Source organism: Streptomyces sp. NPDC001816, assembly GCF_042892235.1.
Lineage (GTDB): Bacteria > Actinomycetota > Actinomycetes > Streptomycetales > Streptomycetaceae > Streptomyces.
On the sequence record NZ_JBIATY010000005.1, the window covers coordinates 222,610 to 240,827 of the forward strand.

Below are 18,218 nucleotides of genomic sequence, written 5' to 3' on the forward strand. Positions count from 1 at the left end.
CGCACACCGTAGAACGTGTTTCAGAAATAGGGAATGGCGCGCCGGGGCTCAGTTCAGGGCCGCGATGAAGCCTGTGCACGCCTCGGCGCAGGCCCGGCACACTCCCGCGGTCGATTCGGCGCCGGGCTGCCCGGCGAAGGCGTCCGCACAGTCGAGGCAGACCGAGCGGCACCACTCCAGCTGGATCCTGACCCCTTCCTCGTCCTGACGGTCCTGCTCGGACAGCATCCGGCAGGTGGCGTCGCACACCTCGGCGCACATGATGCCCAGCCGGCGCACGCGGTCCTGGCGCGGCGAGCCGACCGGATCCAGGAGGCCCGCACGCACCGCACACGCCCTGGCACACTCCGTGCACGCCTGGGCGCACTCGAAACGGTCCTCCAGGAACCTGTAGAGCTGCTGTGGAGAAGTCGGCGATGTCACACCGGGCGGGTAGCCGGGCGGGAGCGTCGCAAACCCGTTCACCGGGACCAGGTGATACCGCTTGGCCGGGGCGAGGTGACACCGCTCCACCGCGACCGGATGATGCCGCTCCACCGGGACGAGGTGATGCCGCGACCGGGCCGTGTCGCCGTCCGTGGAGGTGCGGTCACCCAAGGTGTCCGGTTCGTCCTGTTCCGGGCGGGGTACTCCTGTTCTATGAGTACCGCACAGATGCAGCTGGCTGCGGCAAGCGGTCTGATGAGCCTCGTGCTCTTCCTGGTGGCCGTGGCTCTCCTGGCGTTCCTCGCCGGCGGCTACTGGATGACCTCCCGCGTCAAGTACCGGGAGCCCCCGCGACCGCGCCCCGAGGAGCAGCCGCACCTGCCACCCGAGGGCCCGGTGCACGAGGTCCGGGAGAACAGGGAGTCCCAGGAGGTTCCCGAGATGCCCAAGGGCGGTCGCCCGCTCACCCCGTACGAGCTGACCAACATGGACACCAGGCCCAGCGCCTCGAAAGAGCGCCCGCGCTGGAGCAAGGGGTCGAGCGGCTCGTTCGGCGGCGGCGGACTGGGCGCCCACTGAATCCGACCCGACGCCGAACACCGACACCACGCCGAACACCGAACACCGGACACCACCCACACGACACCGAGCGAACGACCGGCCCTGGCCCGCGCCAGGCCGCTGTACGCCGCTAGGAGACCATCCTGGCAGCGTCCAGGCGGCCGACGCGGGCCACGTTCTGCACGTCCTCCGGGTCCTGGCTCGGCTCGGCCGTGAACCAGGCGTCGAGGATCTCCGTCAGCACCGGTGCCGAGGTGAGCCGCAGGCTGAGCGCCAGGACGTTGGCGTCGTTCCAGCGGCGGGCGCCCTCGGCCGTGCCGGCGTCCGTGCACAGGGCCGCGCGGACGCCCGGCACCTTGTTCGCGGCGATGGAGGCGCCGGTGCCGGTCCAGCAGCACACGACCGCCTGATCGGACGTGCCCTCGGCGACGTCACGGGCGGCCGCCTCGGAACAGACCGCCCACTGCGGATCGGCACCGGACCGCAGCGCGCCGTGCTCACGCACCTCGTGGCCGCGCCGGCGCAGCTCCTCCACGAGGAGGCGGGCGACGGGTTCGTCCATGTCGGAGGAGACGGAGATCTTCATGCGCGGCTCAATCCTCCCGGGTAAGGGAGCCTCGGAGGCCTGGTGACATCTGTTGTGGACATCTGTTGCGGACATCGGTTTCGTCAGCTCTCAGCAACGAGCCTATCCAACGCCTCACCTCGAGCGCAGCGTGCGTATGAACCGATACCCGAGTGCCCCGGTTATCCGGATTTACTGACAGAGATCACGTTCAGCCCGGTGAATTCACCCCGTATGACGCTGTCGTGAGTCATGCCTTCTGAATGCACTGCAGCTCGCGAAACCTACTGGTTTCGGGTGGCAATTCGGAGCTGCTTCGACACCACGCCAGCAGAAGTGGACGCTGATTCCCTGGAGTTGCCGGGCTGCGCGCGAATGGCGGCGAGGTCGTGCCTGCCCCTTGGTTGACGGGTGAAGATTGTGTATTAGGGTGAATGCGTTCCTGTCGATCACCACCGAACGGCAGGACGTCCCAGGGAGTTCCGCCCCGTCCGTTCCCAAAGTCGCCGGCGTGCGGCCGAGTTGATCCCTGGCGTCGTATCGTGACGGCGCCACAGCCGAATGGCGGACCTATTCTGGGTGCTGGGCGGGCATCCGGCACAGCGGAACGCGGTGCCGGCCATCGGCTTGTCCCCGGCGGCCGCGAGCGGTTTGTGCAGCGGTCGCGGCGGTCCCCGATCCCCACTGCTCTGACACCGAATTTCCCTGATGGTGATGACGATTCAATCTGAAACGGGAGGCGCCCGGTGATATTTTCCCGTGCGTCGCGAGGACGCCGTGACGCAGCGGAGGCCACGGCACAGTCACCGGAATCAGCAGCGCCACCTTCCACTCCCTCGCCTCCGGCGCCGAGTCCGCTGCCGGACCTCGTGCCGCTGACCGCGGAGGAAATCGCCCTGATGCGCGCGAGCGTGGCCGTGGTCGGCCCGCAAGCAGCGGACATGACGGTGTACTTCTACGCCATTCTGTTCGCGCGCCACCCCGAGGTGCGCGAGCTCTTCCCGGAGAACCTGGACGTCCAGCGCGACCGGTTGCTGCGCGGGCTGCTGCAGATCGTCGACCTCGTCGACGACCCGGAGAACCTGATCCGCTTCTGCGGCCGACTCGGTCGCGACCACCGCAAGTTCGGGGCGCTGGACGGCCACTACCCCGCGGTGGGCGAGTGCCTGCTCGCATCCCTGGCCCGCTACGCCGGCCCGGCGTGGAGCCCGGAGCTGGCTGCCGCATGGACGCACGGATACGACGTCGTCGCGCAGGTGATGATGCACGCCGCCGGGGAGGACGCCCGCACGGCGCCCGCGGTGTGGGAGGCGGAGATCATCCACCACCTGCACCGCGGCCATGGCATCGCGGAAATCACCGTGCGGCCCGACGCGCCCTACCCGTACACGGCAGGCCAGTACGCGAGCGTGGAGACGCCCTGGCACCCCAAGGCGTGGCGCTACTACTCCCCCGCGCACGCGCCGCGAGCGGACAACACCGTGACCTTCCACGTGCGTGCGGTCTCCCAGGGCCAGGTCAGCCAGGGCCTGGTCTACAGCGCCAAGCCCGGGGACAAGGTGCGGCTCGGACCCACTCAGGGCGACATGACGCTCGACCCGCGCACCGACCGGGATCTGGTGTGCGTGGCCGGCGGGACCGGCATGGCCCCCATCAAGGCCCTGGTCGAGGACGCGGCCCGCACCGGGAGAGAGCGCTACGTCGACGTCTTCCTCGGCGCGCGGACCGCCGAGGAGCTCTACGGCCTGGACGACATGCTCAGGATGTCCCAGCGGCACCACTGGCTCTCGGTGCGGGCCGCGGTGTCGGAGGAGCGTATTGCGGGGCTGGAGGGCACCCTGCCGCAGGTGCTGAACGAGTTCGGGCCGTGGTACCGGCACGAGGCGTTCCTCTCCGGGCCGGTGGACATGGTCACGCAGGCCAGCGCCACCCTGGCCCGGCAGGGTATCCCGCAGGAGCGGATCCACTTCGACCCCTTCGACGTGCCCGCACTCGAGGCCGCGTTGCTGCCCCGGCAGTTGCGGGAACCGCCCGAGGACTGAGCGCCCGGCCCCATCCGGCCGACCCGGCCCAGGCCGTGCGGCCACTCGCTTGCCGCGCCCGCCCGCCGGACTCGGCTTCGACCCGACCGCTCCCGACCGCTCCCGGCCGAGCGGCCGCCGGACCACCGCCGGCGCACCGGGCCCGTGTGAGCACCAGACCCCAGGCAGGAGAGAATCCGGTGCAACTCCCCCCTTCGCCCGACCCGGCTCGGCGCCGCCCGTCGGCGCACGAGGCCGTCCTGGCGGCCGCCGAGGTGTTCATCCGCCAGTACGCCGCCGAGAACCCGGGCGACGGCGATCCGCGCCGGCGGCTCGCGGAGGTCACCGCGGAGGTGGAGCGCTTCGGCACGTACGAACACACCCCGGCGGAGCTGGCGTTCGGCGCACGGGTGGCCTGGCGCAACGCGGCGCGCTGCATAGGCCGCCTCTACTGGAACAACCTGATCGTGCGGGACCTGCGGCACGTCACGCATCCCGACGACATCGCCAGTGAGTGCTTCGAACATCTGCGGATCGCGACCAATGGAGGCCGTATCCGGCCGGTCATCAGCGTCTTCGCCCCCGATCGCCCCGGCCGTCCCGCCGCCACGCTGCTGGGCGAGCAGTTGGTGCGCTACGCGGACGACCCGCGCAGCACCCACCGGGTTGCGCTGGCCAGGGACTTGGGCTGGAAGGGCGGCGAAACCCCCTTCGAGGTGCTGCCGTTGCTGGTGCAGCCCGGCCCCGGCCTGACCCCGGAGTTCTACGAGGTGCCCGAGGACGCCGTGCTGGAGGTGCCGTTGACGCATCCGCGCCATCCAGGGTTCGCCGACCTCCGTCTGCGCTGGTACTCGGTGCCGGCCGTCAGCGACATGTCGCTGGAGATCGGCGGGGTCACGTACCCGGCCGCGCCCTTCAACGGCTGGTACATGGGCACCGAGATCGGCTCGCGCAACCTCGCCGACACCGACCGCTACAACCTGCTGCCCGCCGTCGCCGAGTTGTTCGGCCTCGACACCGGCAACGAGCGCACCCTGTGGCGGGACCGCGCCCTGGTCGAGCTGAACCTGGCGGTCCTGCACTCCTACGAGCAGGCGGGGGTGAGCATCGCCGACCACCACACGGAGTCGCGGCGGTTCCTCGCGCACGTGGACCGCGAGAGGCGGCACGGGCGCCCGGTGCCGACCGACTGGAGCTGGATCGTCCCGCCCCTGTCCGGAGGGGCGACCGCGGTGTTCCACCGCTACTACGACCCCGAGGATCCCGACCTGCGGCCCGCCTTCGTGCACCGGACCGCAGCGGTGCCGGAGGGATGCCCCTACGGCTCGGCCTGAGAGGGAATTCCTTCCGGAACCGATGTGGCCCTCGGTGCCGTCCTTGGGGCGGCGGGTGATGTCCAGCCGGTCGGGGGCGTCGCACAGCAGCCGCACCTACCGCCGCCTGATGAACCGGCAGCTCACCGTGCAGGAGTCCCGCCCCGGCCGGCCCGCGCGATCTGCCACGGGGGCCGGGGCCAGATCCGCCGGGCGTACCGGGAGGGCCAGGAGGACCGGCTCGCTGCCCTCGGTCTGGTCCTCAACGCGGTCGTCCTGCGGAAACACCCGCTTCCTGGACGCCGCCGTGGCGGCGCACCCGGCCCGCTGGGCCGCTCGTTGCGTCCCGCGGAGGCCAGGTGCCCGACGTTCCGGGGCCGAGGCGAGGAACGCCGAGCTGGGCTCAGCACTGGTCAACGACCTCGCGGAGCCCTAAATGGCACCCTCCTGAACGGGATCCCGGGATTCCGGGTGATCTGGATCATCGGCCGGGGCGGCGGCACGCAACGCCGCCTCGACCCGGCGGTTGCTGGTCATGGTCGACGTGACGGCGGTCATGGCGAGGAGGAGGCCGGCGGCGGTGTAGAGCGGGGTGCGTACGTCGTAGGTGGTGGCCAGCCAGCCGCCGAGGAAGGCGCCGAACGGGGCGGCGCACATGGCGAGCATGCGGGAGGTGGAGGCGACCCGGCCCATCAGGTGGGCGGGGACGATCGCCTGTCGGAGGGAGGGGCCGAGCACCATCGTGGCGCCCATGCCCGCTCCGCAGACGGCGAGCGCGAGGCCGGCGACGTACGGGTTCGGGGCGGCGGCAAGGCCCAGGATGGCGAGTCCCTCGACTGCGGCCGTGCAGGTCAGTGCGGCGCCGGTGCCGAGCCGTCGGCCGAGGAAGGAGGCGATGCCCGCGCCGAGCAGACCGCCGGTGGCCTCCGCCGTGAGGAGCAGGCCGAAGCCGAAGGTGTCGATGCCGAGACGATCGTGCGCGAAGAGGGCGAGTACGGTCTCCACAGCGAGGAAGGCGATGTTCCCGACCGCCGGACGCAGCGCGAGCCCGAGCAGCAACTGATCCCGGAACACGTACGAGGCACCGGCCCGCGCCTGCCGCAGCAGCGACTCACGGGCCTGCGGTACGGGCCGGGGTGCGGCAGGCAGCGACCGTACGAGCAGTGCGGAGAGCGCGAACGACACCGCGTCGGCGAGCAGCGGAAACGCCCGCCCGAGCGCGAGCAGGGCACTGCCCGCAGGCGGCCCCGCGAAGCCGGACGCGGCGGTCTGGGTGCCGCGCAGGCGGGAGTTGGCGCGCTCCAGGAGCGCGGGGTCGCGGCCGAGCAGATCCGGCAGATAGGCCGTGGCGGCCGTGTCGAAGAAGAGTCCGCCGAGGCCGAGCAGGAAGGCGACGGCCGCGAGCAGTGGAATGCTGAGCACGTCGAGCGCGGTCGCTGCCGCCGGTATCGCCAGCAGCACCGCACGCGCGGCGTCCGTGACCCACATCGTGCGCCGACGGTCCCAGCGGTCCACCAGCGCACCGCCGAGCACCCCGAAGAGCAGCCACGGCAGCGTTCCGGCGGCCGTCACGACGGCGAGCGCCATCGGATCCCGCGTCAACGTCAACGCGAGCAGCGGCAGCGCGGCATGAGTCACCCCGTCACCGAGCGAGGACACCGTCTGCGCAGTCCACAGCCGTCCGAACCCGGTCGGCAACTTCCGCACGTCTGAGATCACTTGGCGTCCCCTTCGGCCTGCTTGAGCGATGCGGGGTGGAACAGTGCGAAGACGAGTGACGCGTCCGGCAGCGACGGATCGGACAGCTCCCGGTACTCGTCCGCCAGTGCCTCAAGCCGCGCCCCCAGCTCCGCGAACTGCTCCTCGGTGAGCCGCAGGTGCGCCATCCGTACGTGCCGCTCGCCTTCCACCGGCGCTGCCTCCAGGTCCGCCACCGCGTGCCGCATCAGCACATCCGGCCCTCCCTCGCCCGGATCCGGCAGCACGATCGCCCGCGCGGCCATTGCGTAGTACCGCTCGGTGACCCCTCGGACCTTCCGCGTTCGTACCACCTTCACCAGGCCGGCCCGTTCGAGCAGCCGTACGTGGTAGCTGGAACTCCCCTTCGCAAGGCCCACTCGCTCGGCGATCTGCGTGATCGTCGCGGGCTCGAAGCGGAGCACGGCCATGATCCGGTGACGCGTGAGATTGGAGACGGCGCGTAGCTGCTCGTCCGTGGTGACGTGGAACGTCTCGGGAAGATCATCGGTAGGCATGCCTCTAATGGTCAACACTTCTTGACCATTAGGCAAGGGGTTTTCGGCACCTCGGTCCCCGCGGCCGGGTCACGGCCGTGGACCGCGTCGGCCTCCGGCTGCCGGCCGGCCGCACCACCGCTCTGGTCGGCGGGTCCGGTTGCGGCACGTCCACGCTCGCCCGCGCGATCGTCGGACTGTGGACGCCGGGCGCGTCGTCGTCGACGGACGGGTGGTACGGGTGCGGACCGTACGGGAGCGGCGATGGCTGGTCGGGCGGGTGCCGAGGGTGTTCCAGGATCCGGACACCGCTCTCGATCCGCGGATGCGGGTCCGGGACACGCCGGCCGAGGCGGCGACAGCGCTGCGCCGACTGGAGCGGCCGGCTCGGGAACCCCGCGTCGCGGAGCTGCTCGACCTCGTCGGACTCGACACCCGGACCGCCTCCCGGCTCCCACGCGAGCTGTCCGGCGGCCGGCGGCAGCGCGTCGCCCTGGCCCGAGCCCTGGCCGTGGAGCCCGGTGTGCTGATCGCGGACGAGATCATCTCGGCCCTCGACGCGCCGTCGCAGGCCGCCGTCCTGGGGACCCTGCGGGAGCTGCAGAGCCGTCTCGGCCTGATCGTCCTGTTGATCAGCCACAGTCTCACCGCCGTACGGCAGGTCGCGGACGACGTCGCCGTCATGCACCGGAGCCGCATCGTGGAACACGCCTCAGCCGACGGCCTGTTCCGCACGCCCCGCCACCCGTACACACGGCTCCTGCTGGACGCGGCACCGACTCTCGTGAGCGGCGAAGGATGACCTGCGCTGCCACAGGGCCGATACTGAGGAACAGGACTCCCTTCGTCTGTCATCAAGATCAGAGACCACTTCTAGGCTTCTTAGGAGATACGGATGAAGATGCTGATCAACGTCCCGGAGACCGTGGTGGCAGACGGGCTGCGGGGTATGGCGGCCGCACATCCCGAGCTGACCGTGGACGTGGAGAACCGGGTGATCGTCCGCCGGGACGCTCCCGTGGCCGGGCAGGTCGCGCTCGTCTCGGGTGGTGGGTCGGGGCACGAGCCGCTGCACGGCGGATTCGTCGGTCCGGGCATGCTCTCGGCGGCCTGTCCCGGCGAGGTGTTCACCTCGCCGGTGCCGGACCAGATGGCGCGCGCCGCGGCCGCCGTCGACAGCGGGGCCGGCGTGCTCTTCGTCGTGAAGAACTACACCGGTGACGTGCTCAACTTCGACATGGCGGCCGAACTCGCCGAGGACGAGGGCATCCAGGTCGGGAAGGTGCTGGTCAACGATGACGTGGCGGTGACCGACAGCCTGTACACGGCCGGCCGGCGCGGCACCGGCGCGACCCTGTTCGTGGAGAAGATCGCGGGTGCCGCGGCGGCCGAGGGACAGCCGCTGGAGCGGGTGGAGGCCGTCGGGCGCCAGGTGAACGAGAACGCCCGCAGCTTCGGTGTCGCGCTGAGCGCCGTCACCACCCCGGCCAAGGGCACGCCGACCTTCGATCTGCCCTCCGGCGAACTGGAGTTGGGCATCGGTATCCACGGCGAGCCGGGCCGGGAGCGGCGGGCGATGATGACCTCCGGGGAGATCGCCGACTTCGCGGTGCACGCCATCCTGGAGGACATGCCCCCGCGTGGCCCCGTGCTGGTCCTGGTCAACGGCATGGGCGCCACCCCGCTGCTGGAGCTGTACGGCTTCAACGCCGAGGTGCAGCGGGTGCTCGGCGAGCGGGGCGTGACCGTGGCCCGTACCCTTGTCGGCAACTACGTCACCTCCCTCGACATGGCGGGCGCCTCGGTCACGCTGTGCCAGGTCGACGAGGAACTCCTGCGGCTGTGGGACGCACCGGTGAAGACCCCGGCACTGCGCTGGGGGATGTGACACGGCGTACGAAGCGGTCAACACCCCTACGACGCAAGGAGATCCAGTGCTCGACGCCGATTTCTTCCGCCGTTGGATGACGGCGACCGCCGCGTCCGTAGACCGGGAGGCGGAACGGCTCACGGCCCTCGACTCGGCCATCGGGGACGCCGACCACGGCAGCAACATGCAGCGCGGGTTCACCGCCGTCCTGGCCAGCCTGGAGGAAGAGTCGCCGGCCACCCCGGGTGCCGTGCTGGTCCTGGCCGGGCGCCGGCTCATCTCGACGGTCGGCGGGGCGGCCGGGCCGCTGTACGGCACCCTGCTGCGCAAGGCCGGCAAGGCGCTCGGGGATGCCTCCGAGGTCAGCGAGAAGCAGCTGGCCGAGGCGCTCAGGGCGGGCGTGGACGGGGTGATGGCGCTGGGCGGTGCGGCACCAGGTGACAAGACCATGATCGACTCCCTCGTCCCCGCCGTGGACGCGCTCGGCGACGGCTTCGGCGCGGCGCGGTCGGCCGCGGAGGAGGGCGCGACAGCCACCATTCCGCTGCTCGCCCGCAAGGGCCGGGCCAGCTATCTCGGCGAGCGCAGTATCGGGCACCAGGATCCGGGGGCCACCTCGTCGGCCCTGTTGATCGCCGGACTGGAAGAAGCGGCTTCGGGAGCGTCCGGTGGGTGACGGGAAACTGGTCGGGATCGTGCTGGTGTCGCACAGCGCGGAGGTTGCCACGTCCGTCGCCGAGCTGGCGAAGGGCCTGGCGGGCGGGGCCACCGCGGTGCCCGTCGCAGCGGCGGGCGGCACCGAGGGGGGCGGGCTCGGCACCAGCGCCGAGCTGATCTCCGCGGCGGCCGCGTCCGTGGACCGCGGGGTCGGGGTGGCCCTCCTCACCGACCTCGGCAGTGCGGTGCTCACTGTGAAGGCGCTGCTCGCCGAGGGCGATGAACTCCCTGACGGCGCACGGTTGGTGGACGCGCCGTTCGTCGAGGGTGCGGTGGCGGCGGTCGTCACGGCGGCCACGGGCGCGGACCTCGAAGCGGTGGAGGCGGCGGCCGTGGAGGCGTACAGCTACCGCAAGGTGTGACCGAGCGGGGTCCAGGGGCTCCACCCCCTGGACCCCCGGCCCATGCCACCCACCACCCGACTCGGTGGGCAAACGGGTCGCCCCCGCCCTGGCTCGTCGGCGGCAGAGGCGCCCGCCGCGAAGGCGCCCCGCCATCCCTACTCGGTGGCCGCAAAGGGCGCCCCCCCCCGCCCCTGCTGACACCGTCGGCCCCGGGCGCCCCCGGCGGTCGACGCGGACGGGGCGAACGGGGCGGCCGAGACGGTGCGGGCAGCCCAGGACACGGCCCTGCCGCCCGCCAATCGTCAGCACCGCTTCCGAGGCCGGCCTGCGGCGCAGCGCGGCCGGCGCACCGCCTGCACGGCGTCCCCTCACGGCTTGGCCGGCCTGACCCAGTCCCTGGACACGATGTACCGGAACCAGGGCATCCGGGCGAACGCCACCGCCCCGGCGGCACCCGGACCGCCATCGCCCTGGACCTGGAGGACGGCGCCCACGACCCGGCCCCACTCGGGGCCCCGCTTCGGGCACGTCGGCCGCACCTCCGAGCCGGCGGAGCAGGCCGCCGCGATCGTGTTCCCGACCTCGGACGCGGCGAGCGGTGTCAACGGAGCGATACCGCCCGCGGACGACGGCCGGGCCGCCGTCCGAGCCTGCCGCCCGCGTCCCGTCGGCCTCAGCGCTTGGCCTGCACGAACTGCCGGGCCAGACGCTCACCGGTCTCCACCGCCGCCCGGTGGTCCTCGATGGGGGTGACCTCGGAGTCCTTGAAGACGATGTACGTGACCCCGGAGGGGACTCCGCCGTTGCGCGGATCGGGCCGGATGCCGAGGGCCCGGGCGGTGGCGTAGGAGGCCTCGCCGATGATGTCACGCGGGCCTGTGTCGCCGAGGACCGCGTACTGCACCCGGTCCCGGTAGATCACGGCCGCCACGGAGCCGCCCCGGACCCCGTTCGCGCGGTGGTCCCAGATGCCACTCGGAGCGGGGACCACGATGTAGGGCAGGGACTCGGCGTTCAGGTGGCGGCCGTCGGACTGCTGGTAGGCGGTGGCGGTGTAGAAGAACGGATCGGTGCGGCGGTTGCAGCGGGCGGTGGACCGTCCGTCGCAGTCGACGTCCAGGTCTGCCTTCCAGAACACCGCCTTGCGCGTACCGCAGACCGGCACGGTCGCGGGGGCACCACCGTCGGTGCGGTACCGGCCCCGGGAAACCTGGGTGCACGTGCGTACCCGGTCCAGCAGGTCGGCGGCGGTCACGGCGTCCTCGCCGCGAGCCACGGGCCCTGGGTCGACAGTGGTCACGGCGTCCTCGCCGCGGGCCACGGGCCCTGGGTCGACAGTGGTCACGGCGTCCTCGCTGCGGGCCACAGGCTCTGGGGCGACAGCGGCGGGAGGCGTCGTCGGGGCGAGCAGGGCGGCGCCGGCCGCGGCCAGCTTCAGCGACTGGACACGGACTTTGAGAGACCCTCTCCTGGAGAACATTTCGGACATATTGCCCAAGTCGCGAGTGCAGCCACCTCTATGGGGCTGGATGGAGCAGCCCCCTGACACCCTGTGACACGGTCGGTCAGGCACCGAACCCGGCATCAGTCAGTTGCACAACCTGAATTGCCCGCCGCCCGCCGCAGGCAGACGCTCGCCAACCGCGAATTCGCCACCCGGCGCCTTTCCGCCGCGCTGGGCACTCCCCCCGGCGGATCCGCCCGTCGCGGACGGCCCAAGGCCACGACGTCAAAGCGCGGGAAGTAGGGCCGGAGCTTTTCTTCCGGGCCCTTCGGGCGAACCCGAGAACGCAACAGGGGCCGGGGGCCTGAGCCGATGTCGGCCCAGGCCCCCGGCCGCCCGTGTCGGCGCGGGTCCGGCGACGACAGCGTTTCCGCGCCACAGGCATGAACTTCCCTGCCCTCTCGGGGAGTTCAGCCCCAGGGAGCCCTCAGCATACGTAACTCCCGCGGATGGTCACCAACACGGCCCCCTTGCTTCGACCGCACACGCCGGGCCATATTGGTCCGGACCTTTGCTCGTGATGCCGTCTCCAGGGGGGCAGCGCCGTGCGACCTGTTCCCCTCCGGCCCGCGCTGGCCTGCAGCGCCCTGCTGCTGGTCGGGTCCTGCGGCTGGAGCGGTGCGGCCGAAGGCGACGGCGGGCGGGCGCCCGGAGCTCCGACGGGTGTCACCGCCGCGGCCGGGAGCGCCACCAGCGTGCACGTCATGTGGAACGCGGTGCCGGACGGGCCCGGGGTCCGCACCTACGAGGTATATCGCGGCCCCACGAAGGTCGCCGAAGTACCGGGCTCGCAGCACATGGTGGACGTCACCAGGCTCAGGCCGTCCACCGTGTATGTCTTCACCGTGCGGGCCCGGGACGGGGACGGCCGGCTCGGGCCGCCGAGCCGCGAGGTGCGGGCGCGGACGCCCGCCGTGGTGGCGGCGGACCGCTCGGCCCCGACCCGCCCGCTGCGGCCGGCCGGGCGGGCGGTCGGCAGCCGGGCGGTCCAGCTGTCCTGGGCCGCCTCCCGGGACGACAAGGGCGTGGTGTCGTACGACGTCTACCAGGGCGACGCGAAGATCCACAGCGTCGGCGGCGGCCAGACCGCGACCGTGGTCACCGGGCTGCGTCCCGGCAGCCGGTACGTCTTCAGCGTGCGGGCGCGGGACGCGGCCGACAACCTCTCGCCCGCGAGCGCGCCGGTCCGGATCGCTACGCCGGGCACGGACGACGGCCGGGACACCGCGCCGACCGGGATCACCGCCACGACCCACCGGTCCGCCGGGGCCTACTACATCGACCTCGCCTGGGATCCGCCGCGCGTGGACGGGGTGATCACCGAGTACCAGATCCGGCTGGACACCGCCACGGCCACCTCCCTGGTGTGGGGCGGCGATCCGCCGCGCGGCCGGGCCCGCTACAGCTTCTACGTCGGGCGGGACACGGGGGCGGAGCACCGGGTACGCCTGCGGGCGCGACTGCCGGACGGCACCTGGGGCGGGTTCTCCGCGGAGCGGACCGTGACCACAGGCGAGGACGCGGGCGGCTGACGTTCGGTCGGCCGGAGTCGGCCCGCACCGGACCGGCGAATCCCGTCGGCCGTCACCTGACCGGGCGCGGTCCGCGTGCGGCGGGGTCCGGGGCCGCGTTTGCTGCCCTTGAGGGCAGCACGGACGTTTCCCGACCCTCGGCGGCGCATGGGACCGCCAACCGTGCCGCCGGAGGCCAGCCAATGCGAAACTCCAGACTCCTCCTCCGCTCCGGCCTGACCCTGGCGGCCGCCGCCGCGCTCCCGACCGCACTCGCCGGGCCCTCGGCCGCGGTCTCGGGAATCTCGGTGAGCACCACCGGGTCCACGGTCTCGGTCGTCACCAGCGCCTGTGTCCAGAACAACGGCAGCTGGGGCACCGCCTCGCTGCTCAGCAGCGGCCAGGCGAACTTCGCCCAGGGCCGCCAGGTGGCCCTGTCGGGCACGACCATCAGCCAGTCCGCGGCCTGGTCGAACGTGAGCCCGGGCACGTACACGGTCGTGGTGGTGTGCTCCAACGGCGTGACCGCCGGCAGCCAGTCCGTGATCGTGTCGGCCGCCACCACCCCCACGACCTCCTCGACGCGCGCCGCGTCCCCTTCGCGCGGTGTGATGGGCGGCCTCGGCGGCGCGGCCCGCGACTACGGCCCGCTGACCCTGGGCGTCGGCGTGGCCCTGGTGACCTCGGGCGTGGTCGGCACGGCCTGGTTCCTGCGCCGGCGCTCGAAGCCGTACCGCCTCTGAGGCCTCCCCGTCAGCCGGACGTGTCGCCCGTCGGTTCCGGTGCTTCGGCGGGCAGTTCGGCGAACTCGTTCAGGGCGTGGGTCAGCCACTGGGTCCAGAAGGTCTCCAGGTCGATGCCCGCCCGCAGGACCAGATGCCTCAGGCGGTCCTCCGGGGCGGCCCGGTCCGGCGGGAAGTCGCGCCGCTCGATCTCCTCGTACTCGGCCAACTGCCGCTGGTGCAGCTCCAGATGGCGGCGCAGGTCGGCCTGAAGGCCTGCCGTGCCGACCACCGCCGAGGCGCGCAGCCGCAGCAGCAGGATGTCCCGCTGCGGCTTGGGGTCCTGGGAGGCGGCGGTCCAGCGGGCCAGTTCGGCGCGGCCCGCGGGCAGAACCTCGTAGCTCTTCTTCTGCCCACGGGCCGGCTGCTCGGCCGGCAGGGTGCGGATGTAGCCCTCGCCCTCCAGCTTCCCCAGCTCGCGATAGATCTGCTGGTGCGTCGCGGACCAGAAGTAGCCGATCGACTTGTCGAACCGGCGGGTCAGTTCGAGACCCGACGACGGCTTCTCCAGCAGGGCGATGAGGATGGCGTGCGGGAGTGACATGGGCTCATCCTAGGGACCGGCGTACGGCCCCTACAGGGCCGCCGCCACCTCGGTGCCCTGCTTGATGGCCCGCTTGGCGTCCAGCTCGGCCGCGACGTCGGCGCCGCCGATCAGGTGGGCGCTGCGCCCGGCGGCGACCAGCTCCTCGTACAGGTCGCGGCGCGGCTCCTGGCCGGTGCACAGCACGACGGTGTCGACCTCCAGGACCGTGCTCTCGTCGCCGACGGTGATGTGCAGGCCCGCGTCGTCGATGCGGTCGTAGCGCACGCCCGGGACCATGGTCACGCCGCGGTGCTTCAGCTCGGTGCGGTGGATCCAGCCGGTGGTCTTGCCGAGTCCGGCGCCGACCTTGGTGGTCTTGCGCTGGAGCAGGTGGACCGTGCGCGGCGGGGCCGGCCGCTGCGGCGCGGCGAGGCCGCCCGGTGCCGCGTAGTCCATGTCGACGCCCCAGTTGCGGAAGTACGTCCGCGGGTCCTCGCTCGCCTTGTCGCCGCCGTCGGTGAGGTACTCGGCGACGTCGAAGCCGATGCCGCCGGCGCCGAGGACGGCGACGCGGTCGCCGACGGGGGCGCCGTCGCGCAGGACGTCGAGGTAGCCGAGGACGCGGGGGTGGTCGACGCCGGGGATCTCGGGGGTGCGCGGGGTGACGCCGGTGGCTACGACGATCTCGTCGTAGCCGGCCAGGTCCTCGGTGGTGACCCAGGTGTCGAGGCGTACGTCCACGCCGTGCTCGTCGAGCTGGTGGCGGAAGTAGCGCAGCGTCTCGTCGAACTCCTGCTTGCCGGGGACCTTGCGGGCCACGTTCAGCTGGCCGCCGATCTCGCTCGCGGCGTCGAAGAGCACCACGTCATGGCCGCGTTCGGCGGCGCTCACCGCGCAGGCGAGGCCCGCCGGACCGGCGCCGACGACGGCGACGCGCTTCTTCAGCCGGGTCGGGGAGAGCACCAGTTCCGTCTCGTGGCAGGCGCGCGGGTTGACCAGGCAGGAGGTGATCTTGCCGCTGAACGTGTGGTCCAGGCAGGCCTGGTTGCAGCCGATGCAGGTGTTGATGGCCTCGGGCGTGCCGGCCGCGGCCTTGTTGACGAAGTCGGGGTCGGCGAGCATCGGGCGGGCCATGGAGACCATGTCCGCACAGCCGTCGGCGAGCAACTCCTCGGCCAGCTCGGGGGTGTTGATGCGGTTGGTCGTCACCAGCGGGACGGACACCGCACCCATGAGCTTCTTGGTGACCCAGGTGTAGGCGCCGCGCGGCACCGAGGTGGCGATGGTGGGGATGCGCGCCTCGTGCCAGCCGATGCCGGTGTTGATGATCGTCGCCCCGGCGGCCTCGACGGCCTTGGCGAGGGTGACGACCTCCTCCAGGGAGGAGCCGCCCGGGACCAGGTCCAGCATGGAGAGCCGGTAGACGATGATGAAGTCCTCGCCGACGGCCTCGCGCACCCGCCGGACGATCTCGACCGGGAAGCGCATCCGGTTCTCGTACGAGCCGCCCCAGCGGTCCGTGCGGTGGTTGGTCGGGGCTGCGATGAACTCGTTGATCAGGTAGCCCTCGGAGCCCATGATCTCGACGCCGTCGTAGCCGGCCTGCCGGGCGAGGCGGGCGGCGCGGGCGTAGTCGTCGATGGTGCGCTCGACGTCGGCGTCGGTCAGTTCGCGCGGTGCGAAGGGGCTGATCGGGGCCTGCAGCGGGCTCGGGGCGACCAGGTCCTGGTGGTAGGCGTACCGGCCGAAGTGCAGGATCTGCATCGCGATACGGCCGCCCTCGCGGTGCACGGCCTCGGTGACGGCCTTGTGCTGTTCGGCCTCCGCCTCGGTGGTGAGCTTGGCGCCGCCCTCGTAGGGCCGCCCCTCGTCGTTGGGTGCGATGCCGCCGGTGACGATGAGCCCGACTCCGCCGCGCGCGCGGGCCGCGTAGAACGCCGCCATCCGCTCGAAGCCTCGCTCGGCCTCCTCAAGACCGACGTGCATGGAGCCCATGAGCACGCGGTTGGGCAGGGTGGTGAATCCCAGGTCGAGCGGGGACATCAGGTGCGGGTAACGGCTCATCGGGCCCTCCGTGCGCGGTGTGGTGGTCTCTGTTGTAGAGGACCCCACAGCCATTGTGCAACTAGTTGCATAAACGCACGGAGGTGAACCCGATCACTCCGTCACCACCGGCACGTCACCGGGGTTCGAGCAGGACGTGCAGCTCCCTTTCCTGGTCCCCCGAGGCCGAGGAGAGGTTGCGCACCGTGAAGAGCGAGTCCAGCGTCCGGTGGAGCCGGTTGATCGCCCAGTAGCTGCCCTGTGCGTCGGCCTCGACGGAGGCGGCGAGCCGGGCGGGCGGCCTGCAGGCGTGGGTGTCGGTGACCTCGAAGGTGCCGAGCCACACCATCGGGCGCGTTTCGTGGAGCTGCTGCGGCACGTCCTCGGCGGACCGGTCGGACTCGAAGCACTCGCACAGCGCATCGAACACGATCCGGGCGTCTTCCTTGCTGCATCCGCTGATCTCGAGGGAGACGGACTCCTCATGCGATCGCTCAGGGGCCATCGTGATCGCTCCTCTCATGGCGGTGGCGCGATACCGCGGGCTCCCCGCGCACCGCGCCACCTGACCAGAAAACCACCACTTTCCGGAAACGCACCACCTGTCGCGTCATCGGAGGCGGCGGGGGGCCCAGCCGCTCAGCCGCGCGCGAACTTGTACGTCTTGCTGTCCGTGAGCACGCAGAACCCGGGCGAGATGACGATCACGCGCAGGATGCCGGTGCGGCGGTCGTAGTCGATGCCCTCCGTCTCGAAAGTGCCCGAGCAGGAGCTGCGCAGCGGCAGCTTGCGCAGGGCGGTGACATGGCCGGACACGTCCGCCGAGCCCGGGGCCGCGGACAGGTCGATCTGGAGCAGCGGCTTGGTCATGCCAAAGAGGGAGCCGTCCGGGTCGTCCGAGGAGCACAGCAGGGTCGTCGGGCCGGAGAAGTCGCAGCCCTGGACGTCGCGCACGGCGTGGTCGAGGTTGACCTTGGAGGCCTGCGGGAGGTTCACCGAGGGCGAGGTGCTCGGGTTGATGCCGGGGGTCGGGAAGACCAGCAGGCGATTCATGGTGCCCCACTCCCCCGCCAGCATCCACTGGCCGTCCGGTGAGATCGCGTCCCAGGAGTTGTTGAGGGCCTCGCCGGGGCTGAGCGTGTGGACGTACTCCGACCAGGCGCCGCCCGGTGCCTGCACGCGGAACATCTTCGAGTTGCCGGAATCCTGCTGGTAGGGCTCGATGTAGTAGCCGTTGTACGAGGCGTCGGGGTCGCCGACGTGGTTCCAGCCGCGGCTGGAGACGCCGATGGGGATGGTGCCGATGCCGGTGTACCGGTTGGGGCTGTTCGCCGGGACCTCCACCGAGGTCAGGCCCTGACTCTCGGTCAGCGGGTCGGCGCGGTCGGAGCCGGTCTCGGTCCAGGTGTCGGCGGCGGAGGCCGGGGCGGGTGCGGCGAGGGACACGACTGCGGCGGTGGCCAGGGTGACGAGTCCGGCGAGGACGGTGTGACAACGTTGCCGGACGGACGGGGACGCGGGCATGGCCGACTCCTCGAACGGGGGGGTGGGGGCACTCGGTCGGCGGACAGTCTGGCGGGGCGTGATGGTCATGTACAGACCAATGGACGACATCAACGTGAACTCTCATGCGCCCGGGTACTTGCCGACCGGTCATGGGGGTGGTTACTTCGGCGGACGTCCGCAGCCGTGTTGAGAGATGGTGGAGATAGTCGGCCACGGCGTCGGAGAGTCGGGTGTGAGCGCGATAGAACAAGGGGAGTCGGCACGGGGGATGACGTGCCGTGCGGACGGGCGAAGG

At 71.8% G+C, this 18,218-nt stretch carries 19 protein-coding genes and 2 pseudogenes; 11 read left to right on the top strand and 10 right to left on the bottom strand.

All coding sequences use genetic code 11. The annotated features are described in order from the left end of the window. Positions 1-48: 48 nt before the first annotated feature. Positions 49-423, bottom strand: coding sequence for a ferredoxin (locus ACFYZZ_RS19750; protein ID WP_386578513.1), 375 nt, complete (start codon positions 421-423; stop codon positions 49-51). A gap of 216 nt (positions 424-639) precedes the next feature. On the opposite strand from ACFYZZ_RS19750, the gene ACFYZZ_RS19755 reads away from it, so the two are divergent. Continuing rightward, on the top strand, positions 640-1,005 hold the full coding sequence (locus tag ACFYZZ_RS19755; protein ID WP_389177286.1) for a DUF6479 family protein: 366 nt from the start codon (positions 640-642) through the stop codon (positions 1,003-1,005). 112 nt (positions 1,006-1,117) lie between these two features. Here ACFYZZ_RS19755 and ACFYZZ_RS19760 read toward each other — a convergent pair whose 3' ends face one another. Further along, positions 1,118-1,573 (bottom strand): RpiB/LacA/LacB family sugar-phosphate isomerase, encoded by a 456-nt coding sequence (locus tag ACFYZZ_RS19760; protein ID WP_389177289.1) that lies wholly within the window; start codon positions 1,571-1,573, stop codon positions 1,118-1,120. 878 nt (positions 1,574-2,451) lie between these two features. Here ACFYZZ_RS19760 and ACFYZZ_RS19765 point away from each other — a divergent pair. The 3 genes and pseudogenes from ACFYZZ_RS19765 to ACFYZZ_RS19775 form a co-directional block, all read left to right on the top strand. Continuing rightward, complete coding sequence (locus tag ACFYZZ_RS19765; RefSeq protein ID WP_389177292.1) at positions 2,452-3,594, top strand: globin domain-containing protein; 1,143 nt, start codon at positions 2,452-2,454, stop codon at positions 3,592-3,594. Positions 3,595-3,773: 179 nt separating this feature from the next. After that, positions 3,774-4,907, top strand: coding sequence for a nitric oxide synthase oxygenase (locus tag ACFYZZ_RS19770; protein WP_389177295.1), 1,134 nt, complete (start codon positions 3,774-3,776; stop codon positions 4,905-4,907). A 139-nt stretch (positions 4,908-5,046) separates the two neighbouring features. Then, a pseudogene (locus ACFYZZ_RS19775) lies at positions 5,047-5,165 on the top strand (Tn3 family transposase); the annotation flags it as partial. A gap of 153 nt (positions 5,166-5,318) precedes the next feature. Here ACFYZZ_RS19775 and ACFYZZ_RS19780 read toward each other — a convergent pair. Together ACFYZZ_RS19780 and ACFYZZ_RS19785 are read right to left on the bottom strand one after the other, a co-directional pair. Next, a complete protein-coding gene (locus tag ACFYZZ_RS19780; protein ID WP_389177298.1) occupies positions 5,319-6,605 on the bottom strand; it encodes an MFS transporter in 1,287 nt (428 codons plus the stop codon). Next, positions 6,602-7,141 (bottom strand): ArsR/SmtB family transcription factor, encoded by a 540-nt coding sequence (locus ACFYZZ_RS19785; protein ID WP_389177301.1) that lies wholly within the window; start codon positions 7,139-7,141, stop codon positions 6,602-6,604. The genes ACFYZZ_RS19780 and ACFYZZ_RS19785 overlap by 4 nt, the downstream gene beginning before the upstream one ends. Before the next feature lie 77 nt (positions 7,142-7,218). On the opposite strand from ACFYZZ_RS19785, the pseudogene ACFYZZ_RS19790 reads away from it, so the two are divergent. The 5 genes and pseudogenes from ACFYZZ_RS19790 to ACFYZZ_RS19810 form a co-directional block, all read left to right on the top strand. Then, positions 7,219-7,604 (top strand): annotated as a pseudogene (locus ACFYZZ_RS19790) (ATP-binding cassette domain-containing protein); the annotation flags it as partial. Between the two features lie 198 nt (positions 7,605-7,802). Beyond that, on the top strand, positions 7,803-7,922 hold the full coding sequence (locus tag ACFYZZ_RS19795; RefSeq protein WP_389178244.1) for a hypothetical protein: 120 nt from the start codon (positions 7,803-7,805) through the stop codon (positions 7,920-7,922). Positions 7,923-8,015: 93 nt separating this feature from the next. Then, positions 8,016-9,008 (top strand): dihydroxyacetone kinase subunit DhaK, encoded by a 993-nt coding sequence (dhaK, locus tag ACFYZZ_RS19800; RefSeq protein ID WP_389177304.1) that lies wholly within the window; start codon positions 8,016-8,018, stop codon positions 9,006-9,008. 46 nt (positions 9,009-9,054) lie between these two features. Further along, the gene (dhaL, locus tag ACFYZZ_RS19805; RefSeq protein ID WP_389177308.1) at positions 9,055-9,666 is read left to right on the top strand and encodes a dihydroxyacetone kinase subunit DhaL; all 612 of its coding nucleotides are present in this window, start codon (positions 9,055-9,057) and stop codon (positions 9,664-9,666) included. Further along, positions 9,659-10,069: a PTS-dependent dihydroxyacetone kinase phosphotransferase subunit DhaM gene (locus ACFYZZ_RS19810; protein ID WP_389177311.1), complete on the top strand. Its 411-nt coding sequence runs from the start codon at positions 9,659-9,661 to the stop codon at positions 10,067-10,069. The genes dhaL and ACFYZZ_RS19810 overlap by 8 nt, the downstream gene beginning before the upstream one ends. A 350-nt stretch (positions 10,070-10,419) precedes the next feature. On the opposite strand, the gene ACFYZZ_RS19815 is transcribed toward ACFYZZ_RS19810, so the two are convergent. After that, positions 10,420-10,656 (bottom strand): hypothetical protein, encoded by a 237-nt coding sequence (locus ACFYZZ_RS19815; RefSeq protein WP_389177314.1) that lies wholly within the window; start codon positions 10,654-10,656, stop codon positions 10,420-10,422. Positions 10,657-10,724: 68 nt separating this feature from the next. Further along, positions 10,725-11,531 (bottom strand): glycoside hydrolase family 75 protein, encoded by an 807-nt coding sequence (locus ACFYZZ_RS19820; RefSeq protein ID WP_389177316.1) that lies wholly within the window; start codon positions 11,529-11,531, stop codon positions 10,725-10,727. Positions 11,532-12,100: 569 nt separating this feature from the next. On the opposite strand from ACFYZZ_RS19820, the gene ACFYZZ_RS19825 reads away from it, so the two are divergent. Next, the gene (locus ACFYZZ_RS19825; RefSeq protein WP_389177319.1) at positions 12,101-13,087 is read left to right on the top strand and encodes a fibronectin type III domain-containing protein; all 987 of its coding nucleotides are present in this window, start codon (positions 12,101-12,103) and stop codon (positions 13,085-13,087) included. A 182-nt stretch (positions 13,088-13,269) separates the two neighbouring features. Next, a complete protein-coding gene (locus tag ACFYZZ_RS19830) occupies positions 13,270-13,809 on the top strand; it encodes a hypothetical protein (protein WP_389177322.1) in 540 nt (179 codons plus the stop codon). Between the two features lie 10 nt (positions 13,810-13,819). Here ACFYZZ_RS19830 and ACFYZZ_RS19835 read toward each other — a convergent pair whose 3' ends face one another. From ACFYZZ_RS19835 to ACFYZZ_RS19850, 4 genes are all read right to left on the bottom strand, one after another. After that, positions 13,820-14,392, bottom strand: a complete 573-nt coding sequence (locus ACFYZZ_RS19835; RefSeq protein WP_389177325.1) for a PadR family transcriptional regulator — start codon at positions 14,390-14,392, stop codon at positions 13,820-13,822. A 30-nt stretch (positions 14,393-14,422) separates the two neighbouring features. After that, on the bottom strand, positions 14,423-16,438 hold the full coding sequence (locus ACFYZZ_RS19840; RefSeq protein ID WP_389177328.1) for an FAD-dependent oxidoreductase: 2,016 nt from the start codon (positions 16,436-16,438) through the stop codon (positions 14,423-14,425). A gap of 115 nt (positions 16,439-16,553) precedes the next feature. Then, positions 16,554-16,922 (bottom strand): hypothetical protein, encoded by a 369-nt coding sequence (locus ACFYZZ_RS19845; protein WP_389177331.1) that lies wholly within the window; start codon positions 16,920-16,922, stop codon positions 16,554-16,556. 134 nt (positions 16,923-17,056) lie between these two features. Continuing rightward, on the bottom strand, positions 17,057-17,941 hold the full coding sequence (locus ACFYZZ_RS19850; RefSeq protein WP_389177334.1) for a hypothetical protein: 885 nt from the start codon (positions 17,939-17,941) through the stop codon (positions 17,057-17,059). Positions 17,942-18,218 lie beyond the last annotated feature (277 nt).